This is a genomic window from Variovorax sp. Root434 (assembly GCF_001426595.1).
GTDB lineage: Bacteria > Pseudomonadota > Gammaproteobacteria > Burkholderiales > Burkholderiaceae_C > Variovorax.
Genome location: NZ_LMEK01000005.1, coordinates 25358 through 40361 on the forward strand (window position 1 = coordinate 25358; position 15004 = coordinate 40361).

The 15004-nt window shown below is 65.5% G+C and carries 14 protein-coding genes and 1 tRNA gene; 9 read left to right on the forward strand and 6 right to left on the reverse strand.

From position 1 onward, the window contains the following. Positions 1-126: 126 nt before the first annotated feature. Positions 127-720 (reverse strand): hypothetical protein, encoded by a 594-nt coding sequence (locus tag ASD05_RS06265; RefSeq protein WP_056589241.1) that lies wholly within the window; start codon positions 718-720, stop codon positions 127-129. Positions 721-1166: 446 nt separating this feature from the next. After that, complete coding sequence (locus ASD05_RS06270; RefSeq protein WP_235507875.1) at positions 1167-2147, reverse strand: LysR family transcriptional regulator; 981 nt, start codon at positions 2145-2147, stop codon at positions 1167-1169. A 208-nt stretch (positions 2148-2355) separates the two neighbouring features. Between ASD05_RS06270 and ASD05_RS06275 the strand changes: the two genes are divergently transcribed. Continuing rightward, positions 2356-3090 carry a response regulator transcription factor gene (locus ASD05_RS06275; protein WP_056589244.1) on the forward strand — a complete coding sequence of 245 codons (735 nt, stop codon included), beginning with the start codon at positions 2356-2358 and terminating at the stop codon, positions 3088-3090. Between the two features lie 21 nt (positions 3091-3111). After that, positions 3112-5496 (forward strand): CHASE2 domain-containing protein, encoded by a 2385-nt coding sequence (locus tag ASD05_RS06280; protein ID WP_235507877.1) that lies wholly within the window; start codon positions 3112-3114, stop codon positions 5494-5496. A 72-nt stretch (positions 5497-5568) separates the two neighbouring features. Here the strand turns inward: ASD05_RS06280 and ASD05_RS30405 are convergent, their stop codons facing one another. Beyond that, positions 5569-5883 (reverse strand): hypothetical protein, encoded by a 315-nt coding sequence (locus ASD05_RS30405; protein ID WP_200955397.1) that lies wholly within the window; start codon positions 5881-5883, stop codon positions 5569-5571. 268 nt (positions 5884-6151) lie between these two features. Here ASD05_RS30405 and ASD05_RS30410 point away from each other — a divergent pair, with 268 nt between their 5' ends. Genes ASD05_RS30410 through ASD05_RS29980 form a run of 3 tightly spaced genes read left to right on the forward strand, consistent with a single transcriptional unit; the run spans position 6152 to position 6927 of the window. Beyond that, entirely contained in the window at positions 6152-6301 is a 150-nt protein-coding gene (locus ASD05_RS30410; RefSeq protein ID WP_200955399.1) for a hypothetical protein, read from the forward strand. A 33-nt stretch (positions 6302-6334) separates the two neighbouring features. Beyond that, the gene (locus tag ASD05_RS29975; RefSeq protein WP_157609989.1) at positions 6335-6532 is read left to right on the forward strand and encodes a hypothetical protein; all 198 of its coding nucleotides are present in this window, start codon (positions 6335-6337) and stop codon (positions 6530-6532) included. A gap of 20 nt (positions 6533-6552) precedes the next feature. Continuing rightward, positions 6553-6927, forward strand: a complete 375-nt coding sequence (locus ASD05_RS29980; protein ID WP_200955400.1) for a hypothetical protein — start codon at positions 6553-6555, stop codon at positions 6925-6927. Positions 6928-7168: 241 nt separating this feature from the next. On the opposite strand, the gene ASD05_RS06290 is transcribed toward ASD05_RS29980, so the two are convergent. Further along, positions 7169-7627, reverse strand: a complete 459-nt coding sequence (locus ASD05_RS06290; protein ID WP_056589250.1) for a hypothetical protein — start codon at positions 7625-7627, stop codon at positions 7169-7171. 191 nt (positions 7628-7818) lie between these two features. On the opposite strand from ASD05_RS06290, the gene ASD05_RS29985 reads away from it, so the two are divergent. Then, the gene (locus ASD05_RS29985) at positions 7819-8115 is read left to right on the forward strand and encodes a hypothetical protein (RefSeq protein WP_157609991.1); all 297 of its coding nucleotides are present in this window, start codon (positions 7819-7821) and stop codon (positions 8113-8115) included. Between the two features lie 10 nt (positions 8116-8125). Here the strand turns inward: ASD05_RS29985 and ASD05_RS06295 are convergent. Further along, positions 8126-8200 (reverse strand) — tRNA-Arg (locus tag ASD05_RS06295). A gap of 43 nt (positions 8201-8243) precedes the next feature. Continuing rightward, positions 8244-8912: a TetR family transcriptional regulator gene (locus ASD05_RS06300; protein ID WP_056589253.1), complete on the reverse strand. Its 669-nt coding sequence runs from the start codon at positions 8910-8912 to the stop codon at positions 8244-8246. Positions 8913-9092: 180 nt separating this feature from the next. Here ASD05_RS06300 and ASD05_RS06305 point away from each other — a divergent pair, with 180 nt between their 5' ends. From ASD05_RS06305 to ASD05_RS06315, 3 genes are read left to right on the forward strand one after another with little or no spacing between them, the layout of a single operon-like run. Beyond that, positions 9093-10364 (forward strand): efflux RND transporter periplasmic adaptor subunit, encoded by a 1272-nt coding sequence (locus ASD05_RS06305; protein ID WP_056589256.1) that lies wholly within the window; start codon positions 9093-9095, stop codon positions 10362-10364. A gap of 18 nt (positions 10365-10382) precedes the next feature. After that, a complete protein-coding gene (locus tag ASD05_RS06310; RefSeq protein WP_056589259.1) occupies positions 10383-13547 on the forward strand; it encodes an efflux RND transporter permease subunit in 3165 nt (1054 codons plus the stop codon). Continuing rightward, positions 13540-14961: an efflux transporter outer membrane subunit gene (locus ASD05_RS06315; RefSeq protein WP_056589262.1), complete on the forward strand. Its 1422-nt coding sequence runs from the start codon at positions 13540-13542 to the stop codon at positions 14959-14961. Before ASD05_RS06310 ends, ASD05_RS06315 begins: the two co-directional genes overlap by 8 nt. Positions 14962-15004 lie beyond the last annotated feature (43 nt).

Genomic DNA, 15004 nt, shown 5'->3' on the forward strand with positions numbered 1-15004 from the left:
GGTTTCTCCTCGGTTGTTGTCAAAAAAAGGGACAAAAAAATCCCGGCCCCGTCCGCGAACGGAACATCAGCCGGGTTGCGTGCGATCAGCGGAATGAACCCAAGAAAGAGACCGCTGTCCTGGTGATCAGCGCGCGGGAGCGGGCTGCACCGTGACGGCGGGTGCCTGCACTGCCGCGGCGGCGGCCTTGGGAGCAGGCGGCACGACGACCTCGACCTTGGCGCGTGCGCTCACGGCAGTCACGCCATTGGCGGGCAACTGGCCGAGCGTCCAGCGCAGAGCGCGGTAGTCGCTGTAGGGCACCGGTTCGGTCTTGTTGCCGTCAGCCTTGCGCATCAACGGCTCGGCCCCGTAGACGCCGTCCTTGGCGGCCGCCTTGACCAGCGCCGCGCCGGGCTTGGCACTGCGGGGCAGGTACTCGAGCCCCTCGGGAATCGGCAGGTCGGCGACCAGGCCGGAAACCGCCTTGCCGGTGTTGTTGGTGTACGTGGCGCGGTATTCGAGGATGTCGCCCGGCTTCACCGAGGAGGCTTCCAGCAGTTGCTCCTTGCCGTCGGCGGCCTTCACGACCTTGTGCTGCGTGAGCGCCACGGTAACCGTCTTGCTGCCGGCACCAGCCTCCGGCGAGGCGACGCGCTGCGCCGCCGCAGGCGCCATCAGGCAGGCCGCCATGAGCACGCCGGCCGCCATGCGGGCCGCGAGCCCCGGGAAACCGCCCATGCGGGGGCGGGAAAAGGATTGAGTAGATTTTTCAGTTGGCACGAATGCTTGCTCCGGGTTCGAAAGTCACAGGCATGCCGGTCCATCGCCGGCGAGGGAATCAGCAGCTCGGGCTGCAGGGGACGGGAATTTCTTTGCGATTCAGGGGGCAGGAGGGGCTCGCTTTCGCCCCAGTTGATACATTTATTTCCAACTGTTAATTATGTAAGTGGTCTACCATTTTTCTACTAGAAAAGTTCCACTTTTGGATCGAGACTCATGGTTCCAGACGGAACAACCAAGGACAGATCTTCAGAAAATCGGGCTAAATTCCACTGATTTCCTCGCTTTTCCACCCAAAACTCATCATTGGGCGACGTCGGTCACAGCATCGCAGGCTGACGCAAACGCACAACAACGCGTACGGAATAGCAGTCAACGGAAAATGTGAAAAAAGCGCATTTATTTCAGGCGGCCAACGACTGGCGACCGGCCGGTTGCTTCAGGGCGCCAAGCAGGTGATCGGCAAAGGCCCTGACCTTCCGCGAATTGCGCTTGCCCGGGAGATACATGAGATCGAATTCCATCGGCTTCAATTCGAGCGCCGGAAATGCAACCTGAAGCGATCCGTCTTCTATTTTTGGTTTTGCCAGCATCAGGGGAATCAAGGCGATGCCCTGGCCCGCGCAGGCTAGCCTCAAAAGCAATTCCGAATCGTTGGAGCGAAACAGGCCCTTGGGCTGCACGCCGTGCTCCCCGGAAACAGTCGGAATGATCATTTCCTGGCCGGCGCGCTCGGCGTCGCAAGTCAGGAAAGTGTGCCGCGCGAGGTCTTCCAAATTCTTGATTTCGGGACGCCGCTCGAGGTAGGACGGCGCTGCGCACAGCACGAGCGGCTCGCTCGCGACGCGGCGCGCCACGAGGTCTTCGCACCCTTCGCGGCTCGCCCGGATGAGCACGTCGGCTTCCTCGCGGGAAAGATCCACCTTGTGAGACCCCAGGCGCACCGTGATTTCGAGCCGGGGATGCGCGGCCATGAAAGCGGGAAGATGCGGCGCCAGCAGAGCCCGGCCGAAATAGCTGGAGGCCGAGACGCGAAGCCGCCCCCTCAGGTCGTCGCTCGTGCTCGCGCGCTGCGCCATTGCATCGTCGACCGCGATAAGAATGTCGCGCGCAGCCGATAAAAAAGAGCGCCCTTCGTCGGTCAATCCAAATCGATGCGCACTGCGGTGCATCAATAAATGCCCGAGCGTCGATTCAAGTCTTTTGAGCTGTCTGGATGCGGTGGCTTTGGGAATTCCCAGCGCCGCGGCCGCGTGCGTCAAGCCTCCGGCCTCAACCGCTTTCACGAAAAGGCGGACATCCGGCAATATCAAATCCTGCGCGCTCGACTTCGAATTAGGATTTTCGGCTCGAACGTCAACATCATTTAAAGACATCTTCATCATCTCTCAGTGATCCAATGGCTTCCCATGCCTGGATGGTCTCAAGAGCGATTTGGTTCGTCTTACAAATGTGAGATTTGGTGATAAACTATTAACAGTTGTTACCACTCACTTCTTTTGCCTGGTCACCGCCAGTCTTCGTGGGCGCCAAGGCTGCGGCCGCTCGCAGTCGAGGCTCCGCATTCGGTACCGGACACCGACAACCGAACCCATGCGTATCGCCGTACTCGAAGACGAGCCCGACCAGTTGGCTCAGTTGGTCCGCGTGCTGCAGGAACAGTTCACGCAGGGAGACGTCACCAGCACCTGCATTGCGTTCGCCGACGGGCTTTCGCTGCAGAGAACGCTGCGCCGCGAAACCTTCGACCTGATCGTGCTGGACTGGAACGTGCCGGGGCTCGACGGCGCCGAGCTGCTGCAGTGGCTGCGCACCTGGCAGAAGAGCCCAGTGCCCGTCCTGATGCTGAGCTCACGGTCTTCGGAGCGCGATGTGGCAAAAGCCCTGGGCCTCGGCGCCGACGATTACATGGTCAAGCCTGTGCGCCTGCTGGAACTGCGGGCGCGCCTGCAGCGCCTGCTGAAGAGAAGCCACTCGCTCGAGCCGTCCGACCGTAGACATTTCGGGCGCTGGGAGTTCGACCAGGTTTCGCACAGCGTTCTGATCCATCCGGAGCACGACGACGGCGCACCGCCGCGGCGCCAGGAACTTTCGAGCCGCGAGTTCAAGCTCGCGCTGATGCTGTTCCAGAACATCGGCCACGTGGTTTCGCGCGCGCACCTGCTCGAAAGCGCAGGCTACGACGGAGACCTGCCCTCGCGCACGCTGGACATGCACATCTACCGGCTGCGCAACAAGCTCGAGCTCGAAGCCGCACAGGGGCTCACCCTGCGCACGGTCTACGGGCGAGGCTATTGCCTCGACGCCACGCAGGAAGCGGCCGCCTGAACCGTGGACCCGCGAAACTCGATGCAGCGATCGAGTGATCGCGAGCGCCTCCCCACCCGCACGCGCGCACGTGCAATGGTCGCGCGGCTGCTGATTGCGCTGCTGCTGCCCGCCGCCATGCTGTGGCTCGTCGATCGGCCCGGCTGGCTGCAGATGCTCGACACGATGGTCTACGACTCCGTGCTGCCGCTCGCCGCGCCCCCGGCGTCGCCGGACATCCTGATCGTTGCGATCGACGAGCAAAGCTTGCGCGAGTTGGGACGCTGGCCCTGGCGGCGCGAAATCTATGCACGGCTTCTGGAACAACTCGCACCGGCAGCACCTCGAGCAGTGCTGCTCAACCTGTTCCTGACAGAACCCAGCCCCGATGCCGGCGACGACGAGCAATTGGCCCGGGCCATGGATCGCTTGCCCGTCTACCTGCCGATGCTGCGCGACAGCGGCACTGCGCCGGGCTTCCTGCCGCCCTTGCCGGTGTTCGCTGCCCATGCGCGCGGTGTCGGCCATGCGGAGCTGGCGCTCGATGGGGACGGCGTGTCGCGCACGCTGTATCTGCGCGAAGGTCCGGCTGGCCGGGGTCAGTATTACGTGGGCGCGCTGATGGCCGGGTACGGGTCGGCGGCCGAGCCCGAGGCCGAGCCTGCAGCGATCGCGCCTGGCGACTGGAGGCACGAGCAACCCGTGCGCATGTTCTTCGCCGGGGCACGGGGCAGCTACCGCACGGTGTCCTATGCGAGCGTTCTGCGTGGCGAGGTGCCGGCCGCGCTGCTGCAGGGCAAGCTGCTGCTGGTCGGCGCCACGGCGCACGGCCTGGGCGGCCAGGTGCCGACGCCGAACGCAGGCGTCGCCGCACTGCCGGGCATCGAGGTGCATGCCAACCTGATCGACGGACTGCTGCACGGCCGCAACGTGCGCATGCCGGCACCGCTCGCATATGCCGCATGGACCACCTTGCCGATCTGGCTGGTGCTGTTTCTCCTGGTGCATGCCAGGCGCCATGCGCTGGTGTTCATTTCCGGCCTCGCGCTCTCGTGGCTGCTGCTCTGCGTGCTGGCCATGCCGCTGCTGCACTGGTGGCTGCCGCCGGCGGCCCCCATCCTTGGCATGCTGGCGCTCTACCTGCTGTGGAGTTGGCGCCGGCTCGAATCGCAGTTCGTCTACTTCCGGCAGCGCGCGAAAACGCTCGACAGCCTGCCAGCGAGCGCTTTCCAGGCGCTGGCGGCCCTGGCCATCCCGATGCAGGCTCCGCCGGCAAATCCGCAGCAGGCGCTCGACCGCGCGATCGCGCGAATCGGCCGCATGCAGACGCTGATGGACGAGGCGCTCCAGATCATGCCGGCGGCGGTGCTGATCTGCGATGACACCGGCTACATCGGGTCGAGCAATGCCGCGGCGCGGCGATTGCTCGACGAGACCTTGCGCGCCACCATGCACGCCCCGGCACGACCGCCCCAGGGCATGCACCTGCCGACCTTGCTCGGCAGCCTTGGCGGCGTTGCGAGCGAGGGCATCGAAGCCATCGGTGCCCACTGGAGCGAGGATCTGCGGCGCGAGTACCGGACATCCGACGGCCGCATCTTTCAGCTCGAAGCCGAAGCCTTCGGCACCACCGAAGCCGGCGATCGCAACTGGATCGTCGTGCTGCCCGAAATGACCGCCGAGCGCGAGGCGCAGAACCAGCGGGAAGAATGGCGCCGCCTGCTGTCGCACGATCTGCGCAGCCCCCAGATGACGATCCTCAGCCTGCTGTCGATGTACAGGCCCACGGAAAACATCGACGTGCTGCTGCACGCGGTGCGCCGCGAAGCCGAGCGCACCGTGAGCCTGGCGGAAGGGTTCATGGACTTCGTGGAAGCAGGCTCCGACGACTACAGCATGGAAGACACCCACCTCGGCACCGTGCTGCTCGACGCGCGCGACCAGGTCTGGCCGTATGCGCGCGCCAGCCAGGTGCAGATCGAGACCCGCATCAGCGACGCGGACGAACTCGCCATGCATGCCGACGGTGTGCTGCTCACTCGCGCGATCGTGAACCTGCTGAACAACGCCATTCGCCACAGCGCCGCGGGCGGGCGCATCACGCTCTGCCTCGCGGCCGAGCCCGGCGCCGGGGCGCAGGAAGATTCGCGGGCCTTCATTGCGGTCAGCGACGACGGCGAGGGCATGTCCCATGCGCAACTGAACAACCTCTTGAATGGAACGCGGCCGCAGCGCAGCAACGACGAGGTGACGCATGGTTCGGCCGATGAACCCCATGCGCCCATCAGGCGCCGGGGCATGGGACTGGGCTTTGCGGTGGTGCGCACGGTGCTGCGGCGCCATGGCGGGCACATCGAGGCCGCGAGTGCGACCGGCGCGGGCACGACCTTCTGGATCAGTCTTCCGCTTCGCGGCAGCTTGCCCTGAAATCGTGCGGCGGCCTCACTCCGGCTGGATCCCTGCCTCCTTGACGACCTTGCCCCACGTCTTCAGCCACCATCACGCCGGGCGTGCTTCGAAGATCTCGCTGAGCACGCCCATATGCTTGAGCTCGCCGATGGTCTCAGCGTTGGCGTGACCTCTCCGCCTGGGATTCGTCGTATTCGGCGCGCCGACGCGCCCCAAGCCGTCCGCCGGACCCCTGCTGGCGAACCATCGAAAGATGTGGGAACGGTAGTCGCTGGTTGTCCTCATGTGCAGAAAACCTGACGCCGCAACGCCCCTATCGTCGACCGGAATGCCGGCAGCTCGGAGAGCTGCCAGTTCTGCATCGTGGGTGATCTCGAATGGCAGCTTCAAGGTCACCGTTGCCATGTGATAAGTGGCTTTGCCCATCCATGTTCCCCTCGGCGTTTTTGATGCGCAAGTGAATCTCAAGGTTTCGCCGCGCGCAATACTGCTTTCGTAGGAGGCGCTTTGTCATGGGCGGTAGCAGGGAGGGGGCAGGGCAATTGTCTCCCCCGAGAAGGTGCGCACCGCTCATGTGCGCATGCGGCGCAATTTCTACAGTGACTTCACGGCGATACGCCTTGTCCCAAAGGTAACAAGCGGCGCCAGTTGACCACCTCACTGGAGAACGCACATGGAACTGCGCAACCTGCTGCTGGGAAAATTCTTCATGAACCTGCTGCGTGAAAACGCGGGCATGGGGTTCACGGAGTTCGCTGTCATCAGTGCGATCGTGGTGTCTTTGTATTTTCCCCTGCTGCTTGCGGCCCTGCTCATCAACTGAACGTGAAGCTACTCGCGCGCAAGGACGGACGCGATGATCAACGGCAAAAAGTTGGAAGGGACGCCGTACTCGTTCACCCCGAGCGCGGCCGTTGCCGCGGGATCTGGCCTTCTCGGAACTGAACGCCTGAGGCCGAGCGTGTTTCGCTATGCGCAGGACAATGCCATCCGGCATGCAAATCGGAAAATCGCCGACGGTGTCGAATGCCGGACGGAACTACAAGGGCCGTAACGAATTCGCAGGAGACAGACATGCTCACCACCGATCAAAAAGAAGCCATCCTTCGCGTGGCGGGTGTCGCCACACCAGCCTTTCCCTCTCCCGGGGCTCTCTGGCGGCAGCAATGGCAACACGATGCCGCACCAGGCAGCAGGACGAACCCTCAAGCCGGCATGGGTCCGGACACGGCCGCCAAACAATGGGCCCACGCCATCAACACGCTCTTCGTCGTGTATTCGGCCGCCCGCACCGCCCGGAGCCTGCTCAAGGCCGAAGAAGCCCGGCAACTCAGCGCTCTGCGCCAGCTGCAGTGCCGCGCAAGAGCAGATACTGAAACCGGGAGCGCTGCGGCATCTAGCGCAAGAAAGGCCCGAAGACCGCGGCGCAGAAGCCACGCAATGGGGTGATCGACAGGCGTTAGCAGCGGCGAAAGCCTGGATCGCTAGGCCGGCAATGTCATGCCGGCCCTGGCGGGGCTCCTGGGCACCAGCTGCACGCCCCCGTGGCGGCCCGTGGGCCCAGCATCATCTCCGTAATCCATGACACCAGCAGGAGCCCGGGCGCCCGGTTCAGCCCTGATCGCACGTCGACAGCCGGATTCGGCCTCAACACCAGTCGTTCGTTTGGTGGAGCCTTGTTGCCGCCTGTTCATTCCAAGTAGTCGATGAACTGCGGGATCACCTCGCGCAGGAAGCGGATTTCCTCTGTGGGAATGCTGCGCGGCTCCAAGTCGAAATGGATGAAGGTGCCATAGGGCGTGCCGCATCCTCGCGTCAGCAGCCGGCCGTAGTACGACTCGACCATGCCGGCATAAGGTCGGTTCGTCAGGCGCTGATCCTTGGAGGCATGGCTGGTCACGAACTCGCCGTGCTCGAGCGCGTACTGGCAGAAGCTCTTGCCCAGAGGCACCACCTTCAGCCAGGTGCGGTATTCAGAGTCGCGGTCGAAGGCATGCGCCGCGCGCATCACGTCACCGTTCAATTTGTAGATCGCCGTGAACCGATAGGACGTCCTATCGTTGAGCAAGGCCAGCGCCGGAACGATCCCGCGGCTGGCAAGAAGGCTGCGAACGGCCGCAGCGGGCGCTGGCAAGTCGACGTCGAGCATGGGGACCTTGGTTGAGGCGTGGGCGCGAATCTTACGTAATTCTTCATCTTGTCAATGCAAACCCCTAGAAGTGTGGCTGCGGTCGTGGCGCTCGATGTGAACCCGCAAGGCACCGATCCGCAGCCGATCGATGCGCTCAATCGCGCGAGCAGAGCTTGGAGCTGTTCTGACCGGGCGCCATCATCGAACGCATGCTGGGCGACCCGCGACGGATCATCGCCGTGCGCACAAATACGAGCCTCGGCCAGACGATGCGCTTCCTCGACTGGCGCGATGGACAGATGCGCAATGGCAAGGTGACCCGGGTGTCGGCGAGCGCCATGGCTGCCCTCGTGTTGGTATCTGGCTTTTCGACCTGGTCGAAATACCAACAAAAATGCTGGTATTTCGCTGCGTTGTCACGCTACGCCGTGATCCGACATGAGGCAAAGAAAAACCCGCTACGCTGGGGAAGACGTGCGGGTTTGAGGCTTTGTGAGACGCTGTGATCTCAGTGTCTGGTCCCGCCGCCAGGAATCGAACCTGGATCTCAGCCTTCGGAGGGCCGAATTCTATCCGTTGAAATACAGCGAGGAATTGGGGTCCGGCATGCACCGGAGCCACACATTATCGCCTATCAGGCGGGGACTGTTTCGGCTTCGTTCACGGCGGGGGTTCCCGGCAGCGGCCGGGCGAACCCGAGCCCCGCCAGGTAGACCCGGAACGTGCGCCTGCCGGTCAGCACGAGGTCGAAAGCCTCGGGGTCGAGCAGCCAGTTCTGGATGAGCCCGCTGATCAGCGCATGCAGCCCCTGCGCCGCCGCGTGGCCCGGCACCGGCAGCTTGACGTGGTTGCGGCGCGCAGCCAGGCGCAGGGCCTTCTCGAAATCGCTCACGCAGGCGTTGCGGGCGTCGAGGTGGCGCTGCTGCACCGAGGCCATGTCGTGGGTGTATTCGACCTTGTGGGTCGCCACGTCGAACACGCGGCGCACCTGGGGGTCGGTGGTCATGAGGGTGAGCGCCTGGACCATGCCCTCCTCGATCTCGGCCAGGGGATCGTCGACGAAGGGAGAGATAGCCGCCTTCGGCAGAGCCTCCAGCGGCAGGATGACGCGCTCCATCATCGCGTTGAAGAGGTCGGCCTTGTCCTTGAAATGCCAATAGATGGCGCCGCGCGTCGCGCCGGCCTGCTGCGCGATCTGCTGCAGCGTGGTCTGCGAAACGCCTTGCGCCTGAAACAGCAGCTCCGCGGCATCGAGCAATCGATGCCGCGTGGCCAGTGCTTCTTCCTTCGTACGACGTGCCACTAAATCTCCAGATTTGTAAAGGCAACGCCCTCTCTGTATCGTGGGGCCATTGCTCGGCTGTCACTATACATCCATGAATGTATGTAAACTTGCCGGCTTTCCCGATGGCCCGCCTGGCTGTACAGGTTTCCGGTTCGCCCGCGAATGCGCCATCTCCTGTTTTCGCTTCAAAGGAATCGCATGCCTCTTCTGCATGTTTCGCGTCATTCGTCCTTTTCGCCGCGTCTCGCGACCGTGGCAGCCGTCGTCCTGCTGGTCCTCGCGGGCTGCGGCAAGAGCGATGCACCCGCTGGCCCGGGCGCTGGCGGCGGGCATCCCCCCGCACCCGAGGTGGGCGTGGTGGTCGCGGCTCCGACCGATGTGGGCCTCGTCACCGAACTGCCCGGCCGCCTCGAAGCCTCGCGCGTGGCCCAGGTCCGCGCCCGCGCCTCGGGCATCTTGCTGAAGCGCGAATTCCGCGAAGGCAGCGACGTGAAGGCCGGCCAGCTGCTGTTCCGCATCGACCCCGCGCCGCTGGTGGCCGCTTCGCAGAACGCGCAGGCTACGCTGGCCCGCGCCGAAGCCAACGCGGTGCAGGCCAAGGCCCTGGCCGACCGCTACAAGCCGCTGGTCGAAGCCAATGCGGTGAGCAAGCAGGAATACGCAACGGCCGTGGCCTCGCAGAAAACGGCCGAGGCCGACGTGGCCGCCGGGCGCGCCGCGGTGCAGACGGCCAAGATCAACCTCGGCTATGCCGACGTGACCTCGCCCATCGCCGGCCGCATCGGCCGCGCCCTCGTCACCGAAGGCGCGCTGGTGGGCCAGGGCGACGCCACCGAGCTCGCCGTGGTGCAGCAGATCAACCCGCTGTACGTGAACTTCACGCAGTCGGCCTCCGACGCGATGAAGCTGCGCCGCGCCGTGGCCGCCGGCCAGTACAAGCGCGCGAGCGGCGAGGACGCCGCAACCATCCGCGTGGTGCTGGAAGACGGCAGCGACTACCCGCTGGAAGGCAAGCTGCTGTTCTCCGACCTCACGGTCGACTCCACCACCGGCCAGGTCACGCTGCGCGCCGAAGTGCCCAACCCCAAGGGCGAGCTGCTGCCCGGCCTGTACGTGCGGGTGAAGCTCGAACAGGCGCAGGCCACCAACGCGATCACGCTGCCGCAGCAGGCGGTCACGCGCACCCAGCAGGGCGACACGGTGTCGGTGGTCGACAAGGACGGCAAGATCAGCAAGCGCACCGTGAAGATCAGCGCCGCCAAGGACAACCAGTGGGTGGTGCTCGATGGCCTGAAGGCCGGCGAGCAGGTGATGGTCGACGGCTTCCAGAAGCTGCAGATGATGCCGCCCGGCACGCCGGTGAAGGCAGTGCCGTGGACCAAACCCAACCCGAACGGCGCGGCCACGCCCGCCGCTGCGGGGGCCGCACCGGCGGCGGCGGCCACGGCCGAGAAGACCGACAAGAAGTAATCAGGAAAGCGCCCGCAAATGGCCAAATTTTTCATCGACCGCCCGATCTTCGCGTGGGTGATCGCGCTGTTCATCCTGGTGATGGGCAGCGTGGCAATCACCCAGCTGCCGATCTCGCAGTACCCGCCGGTGGCGCCGCCCGCCATCGTCATCAACACCGCCTATCCCGGCGCCTCGGCGCAGACGCTCGAGGACAGCGTGCTGTCCGTCATCGAGCGCGAGATGAACGGCTCGCCGGGCCTGATCTACATGGAATCGGTGGCCCAGGCCGACGGCACCGGCTCCATCACGATCAGCTTCGAGGCCGGCACCAACCCCGACCTCGCGCAGGTGGATGTGCAGAACCGGCTCTCGCGCGCCACGCCGCGGCTGCCGGCCGCCGTGACGCAGCAGGGCGTGCGCGTGGACAAGTCGCGCAACAACTTCCTGCTGTTCGCGATGCTGTCTTCGGACAACCCGAACTTCGACCCCGTCGCGCTCGGCGACTACGCCTCGCGCAACATCGTGCCCGAGCTGCAACGCGTGGTGGGCGTGGGCCAGGCCCAGCTGTTCGGCACCGAGAACGCGATGCGCGTGTGGATCGATCCGGCCAAGCTGCAGGGCTTCAACCTGTCGGCCACCGACGTGAACAACGCGATCAAGGCGCAGAACGCCCAGGTGTCCTCCGGCACGATCGGCGACCTGCCCAACATTCCCGGCCAGGCCATCGCGGCCACCGTGGTGGTGAACGGCCAGCTCGCCAACGTGGAGCAGTTCAAGAACATCGTGCTGCGCGCCAACACCGACGGCTCGACCGTGCGGCTGAAGGACGTGGCGCGCGTCGAACTCGGCGGCCAGTCGTACGCGACCTCGGCGCGCCTGAACGGCGTGCCCGCGGTCGGCATCGGCGTGCAGCCCACGCCGAACGGCAACGCGCTGCAGTCGGCCAAGGCGATCCGCGCCAAGATGACCGAGCTCGAGCGCTTCTTTCCGCCGGGCGTGAAGTGGAACATTCCGTACGACAGCTCGCGCTTCGTGCAGATCTCGATCACCGAAGTGGTCAAGACGCTGCTGGAAGCCGTGGCGCTGGTGTTCATCGTGATGTTCCTGTTCCTGCAGAACTGGCGCTACACGATCATCCCGACCATCGTGGTGCCGATCGCGCTGCTGGGCACCTTCGCCTCGCTGCTCGCACTCGGCTTCTCGATCAACGTGCTGACCATGTTCGGCATGGTGCTGGTGATCGGCATCGTGGTGGACGATGCCATCGTGGTGGTGGAGAACGTCGAGCGCATCATGAGCGAAGAGGGGCTCTCGCCGCTCGAAGCCGCGCGCAAGGCCATGAGGCAGATCTCCGGCGCCATCATCGGCGTGACGGTGGTGCTGATCTCGGTGTTCGTGCCGCTCGCGTTCTTCGCGGGTTCGACCGGCAACATCTACCGCCAGTTCTCGGCGGTGATGGTGACGTCGATCGGCTTCTCGGCCTTCATGGCGCTGTCGCTCACGCCGGCGCTGTGCGCCACGCTGCTCAAGCCCGTGGAAGCAGGCCACCACCATGAGAAGACCGGCTTCTTCGGCTGGTTCAACCGCGGCTTCACGCGCACGGCCAAGGGCTACGAGAGCGTGGTCGCGCGCATCCTGCGCCGCGCCGCGCGCTACCTGGTCATCTACGTCGCGATCATCGGCGCGGTGGTGTTTACCTACACGCGCCTGCCGAGCTCTTTCCTGCCGGAAGAAGACCAGGGCAACATCATCGTCAACGTGCAGCTGCCGCCGGGTGCGACGCAAGAGCGCGCGCTGTCGGTCATGCAGCAGGTCGAAGGCTTCATCCTCAAGCAGCCCGAAGTGCAGAGCATGGTGGGCGTGATGGGCTTCAGCTTCTCGGGCCAGGGCCAGAACGCGGGCCTCGCCTTCGTGACGCTCAAGGACTGGGAAGAACGCAAGGATCCGGCCCACTCGGCCAGCGCGCTGGCCGGACGTGCCTTCGGGGCGCTCTCGGGCATCCGCGACGCCTTCATCTACCCGTTGAGCCCGCCGCCCATTCCCGAACTGGGCAACGCGAGCGGCTTCAGCTTCCGGCTGCAGGACCGCTCGGGCGCAGGCCACGAGGCGCTGATCAACGCACGCAACCAGCTGCTGGGCATGGCTTCGCAGAGCAAGATCCTGACGCAGGTTCGCCCCGACGGCCTGGAAGACGCGCCGCAACTGCAGATCGACATCGACCGCGACAAGGCCAGCGCCCTGGGCGTGACCTTCGATGCGATCAACGCAACGCTGTCGACGGGCCTGGGTTCGAGCTACATCAACGACTTCCCGAACCGCGGCCGCCTGCAGCGCGTGGTGGTGCAGGCCGATGCGCCCGCACGCATGCAGCCCGACGACCTGCTCAAGCTGAACGCCAGCAACACGCAGGGCCAGCCGGTGCCGCTGTCGGCCTTCGCGACCACCAAGTGGGTCACGGGCGCCACGCAGACGGTGCGCTACAACGGCTATCCCGCGATCCGCATCAGCGGCTCCGCCGCCGCGGGCTTCAGCACGGGTGCCGCCATGGCCGAGATGGAAAAGCTCGCCAAGCAGCTGCCGCAAGGCTTCGGCTTCGAATGGACGGGACAGTCGCGTGAGGAAAAGCTCGCGGGTTCGCAGGCCATCATCCTGTACGGCTTCGCGATCCTGGCGGTGTTCCTGTGCCTGGCCGCGCTGTACGAAAGCTGGACGATCCCGCTGTCGGTGATTCTGGTGGTGCCGCTCGGCGTGCTGGGCGTGCTGCTGGCCACGATGCTGCGCGCCTATTCGAACGACGTGTACTTCCAGGTGGGGCTGATCACCATCATCGGCCTCTCGGCGAAGAACGCGATTCTGATCATCGAGTTCGCCAAGGATCTGCAGGCGCAGGGCAAGGGCGTCGTCGAAGCGGCTCTGGCCGCAGCCCATCTGCGTTTCCGCCCGATCATCATGACCTCGCTGGCCTTCGGCCTGGGCGTGGTACCGCTGGTGATCGCCTCGGGCGCCGGTTCGGCCAGCCAGCGCGCCATCGGCACGGGTGTGCTCGGCGGCATGGTGACGGGTACGGCACTTGCCGTGATCTTCGTGCCGGTGTTCTTCGTCGTGGTGCGCACACTGTTCAAGGGCAGTGCGCGCCAGCACGAGGTCGACAAGCGGCATGCGGAAGCCGCCGGCATCACGGAAGAGAAAGCACATGACTAAGAAACTGATTCCCACAGCCCTGGCCGCGGCAATGCTGCTGGCCGGCTGCTCGCTGATTCCGACCTACGAGCGCCCCGCGGCGCCGGTGCCGACCACCTTCCCGGGCGACCCGGCGCAGCCGCCCGGCCAGGCCGCGGCCAACCTGCCCTGGCAGGACTTCTTCACCGACCCGCGTCTCGCAGGCCTGATCCAGACGGCGCTCACGAACAACCGCGACCTGCGGGTGTCGGTGCTCAACATCGAGCAGGCGCGCGCGCAGTTCCAGATCGAGCGCTCGAATCTGTTCCCGGCGCTCGGCCTGACGGGCAGCGGCTCGCGCTCGAGCCCCAACCCGGCTCAGGTCTACAACAGCAGCGCCGGCAGCGTGGCCTCGCAGTACAGCGTCAGCGTCGGCTTCACGTCCTGGGAAATCGACTTCTTCGGCCGCATCCGCGCGCTGAAGGACCAGGCGCTGGCGCAGTACCTCGCCACGGACGAGACCCGCAAGGCGGTGCAGATCAGCCTGATCGCGTCGGTCGCCAACGGCTGGCTCACGCTGCTGGCGGACGACGAGCTGCTGGAGATCACGCGCCAGACGATGGTCACGCGCGAGGAGTCGGTGCGCCTCACGAAGATGCGCTTCGACAACGGCGTGTCGTCGGAGCTCGACTTCCAGGCCGCGAACTCGCTGCTGGAAACGGCGCGCGCTTCCTATGCGCAGCAGCAGCGTGCGCGCCTGCAGGACGAGAACGCCCTCGCCCTGCTGCTGGGCGCACCGGTGCCGGCCGAAGCCACGGCGGGCGGGGTCAAGGGTCTCGACGGCATCAAGCCAATGCCCGACGTGCCGGCCGGCCTGCCTTCGGACCTGCTGGCCGAGCGGCCCGACATCCGTTCGGCCGAACAGCAGCTGATCGCGGCCAACGCCAACATCGGCGCGGCGCGCGCGAACTTCTTCCCGCGCGTGTCGCTGACGAGTTCCATCGGCACCGCGAGCAGCGAGTTCTCGGGCCTGTTCGACCGCGGCTCCAAGGCCTGGTCGTTCGCGCCGTCGGTGACGCTGCCGATCTTCAATGCCGGCCGCAACATCGCCACGCTCGACTCGGCCAAGGCCGGGCGCGAGATCGCGGTGGCGCAGTACGAGAAGTCGATCCAGACGGCATTCCGCGAAGTGGCCGATGCGCTCGCGGGCCGCGCCACGCTGGGCGAGCAGGTGCGCGCGCAGCGTGCGCAGGCCGACGCGGAAGCCGTGCGCTTCAAGCTCTCCGACCTGCGCTACCGCAACGGCATCGCCAGCGCGCTCGATCTGCTCGACGCGCAGCGCTCGCTGTTCACCGCGCAGCAATCGGCCGTGACGACACGCCTGCTGCAGTTGCAGAACCAGGTCACGCTGTACAAGACGCTGGGCGGCGGCTGGGCCGCACGCGACAAGGGTTGATGCGCCGAGGCGCTCGATAAGGGTGGTCCCTTGTCCCTTCGGG

Coding starts and splice junctions, on each gene's coding strand:
- ASD05_RS06265 (WP_056589241.1), bottom strand. CDS start 720: ATGGGCGGTTTCCCGGGGCTCGCGGCCCGCATGGCGGCCGGCGTGCTC.
- ASD05_RS06270 (WP_235507875.1), bottom strand. CDS start 2,147: ATGATGAAGATGTCTTTAAATGATGTTGACGTTCGAGCCGAAAATCCT.
- ASD05_RS06275 (WP_056589244.1), top strand. CDS start 2,356: ATGCGTATCGCCGTACTCGAAGACGAGCCCGACCAGTTGGCTCAGTTG.
- ASD05_RS06280 (WP_235507877.1), top strand. CDS start 3,112: ATGCAGCGATCGAGTGATCGCGAGCGCCTCCCCACCCGCACGCGCGCA.
- ASD05_RS30405 (WP_200955397.1), bottom strand. CDS start 5,883: ATGGCAACGGTGACCTTGAAGCTGCCATTCGAGATCACCCACGATGCA.
- ASD05_RS30410 (WP_200955399.1), top strand. CDS start 6,152: ATGGAACTGCGCAACCTGCTGCTGGGAAAATTCTTCATGAACCTGCTG.
- ASD05_RS29975 (WP_157609989.1), top strand. CDS start 6,335: ATGATCAACGGCAAAAAGTTGGAAGGGACGCCGTACTCGTTCACCCCG.
- ASD05_RS29980 (WP_200955400.1), top strand. CDS start 6,553: ATGCTCACCACCGATCAAAAAGAAGCCATCCTTCGCGTGGCGGGTGTC.
- ASD05_RS06290 (WP_056589250.1), bottom strand. CDS start 7,627: ATGCTCGACGTCGACTTGCCAGCGCCCGCTGCGGCCGTTCGCAGCCTT.
- ASD05_RS29985 (WP_157609991.1), top strand. CDS start 7,819: ATGCTGGGCGACCCGCGACGGATCATCGCCGTGCGCACAAATACGAGC.
- ASD05_RS06305 (WP_056589256.1), top strand. CDS start 9,093: ATGCCTCTTCTGCATGTTTCGCGTCATTCGTCCTTTTCGCCGCGTCTC.
- ASD05_RS06310 (WP_056589259.1), top strand. CDS start 10,383: ATGGCCAAATTTTTCATCGACCGCCCGATCTTCGCGTGGGTGATCGCG.
- ASD05_RS06315 (WP_056589262.1), top strand. CDS start 13,540: ATGACTAAGAAACTGATTCCCACAGCCCTGGCCGCGGCAATGCTGCTG.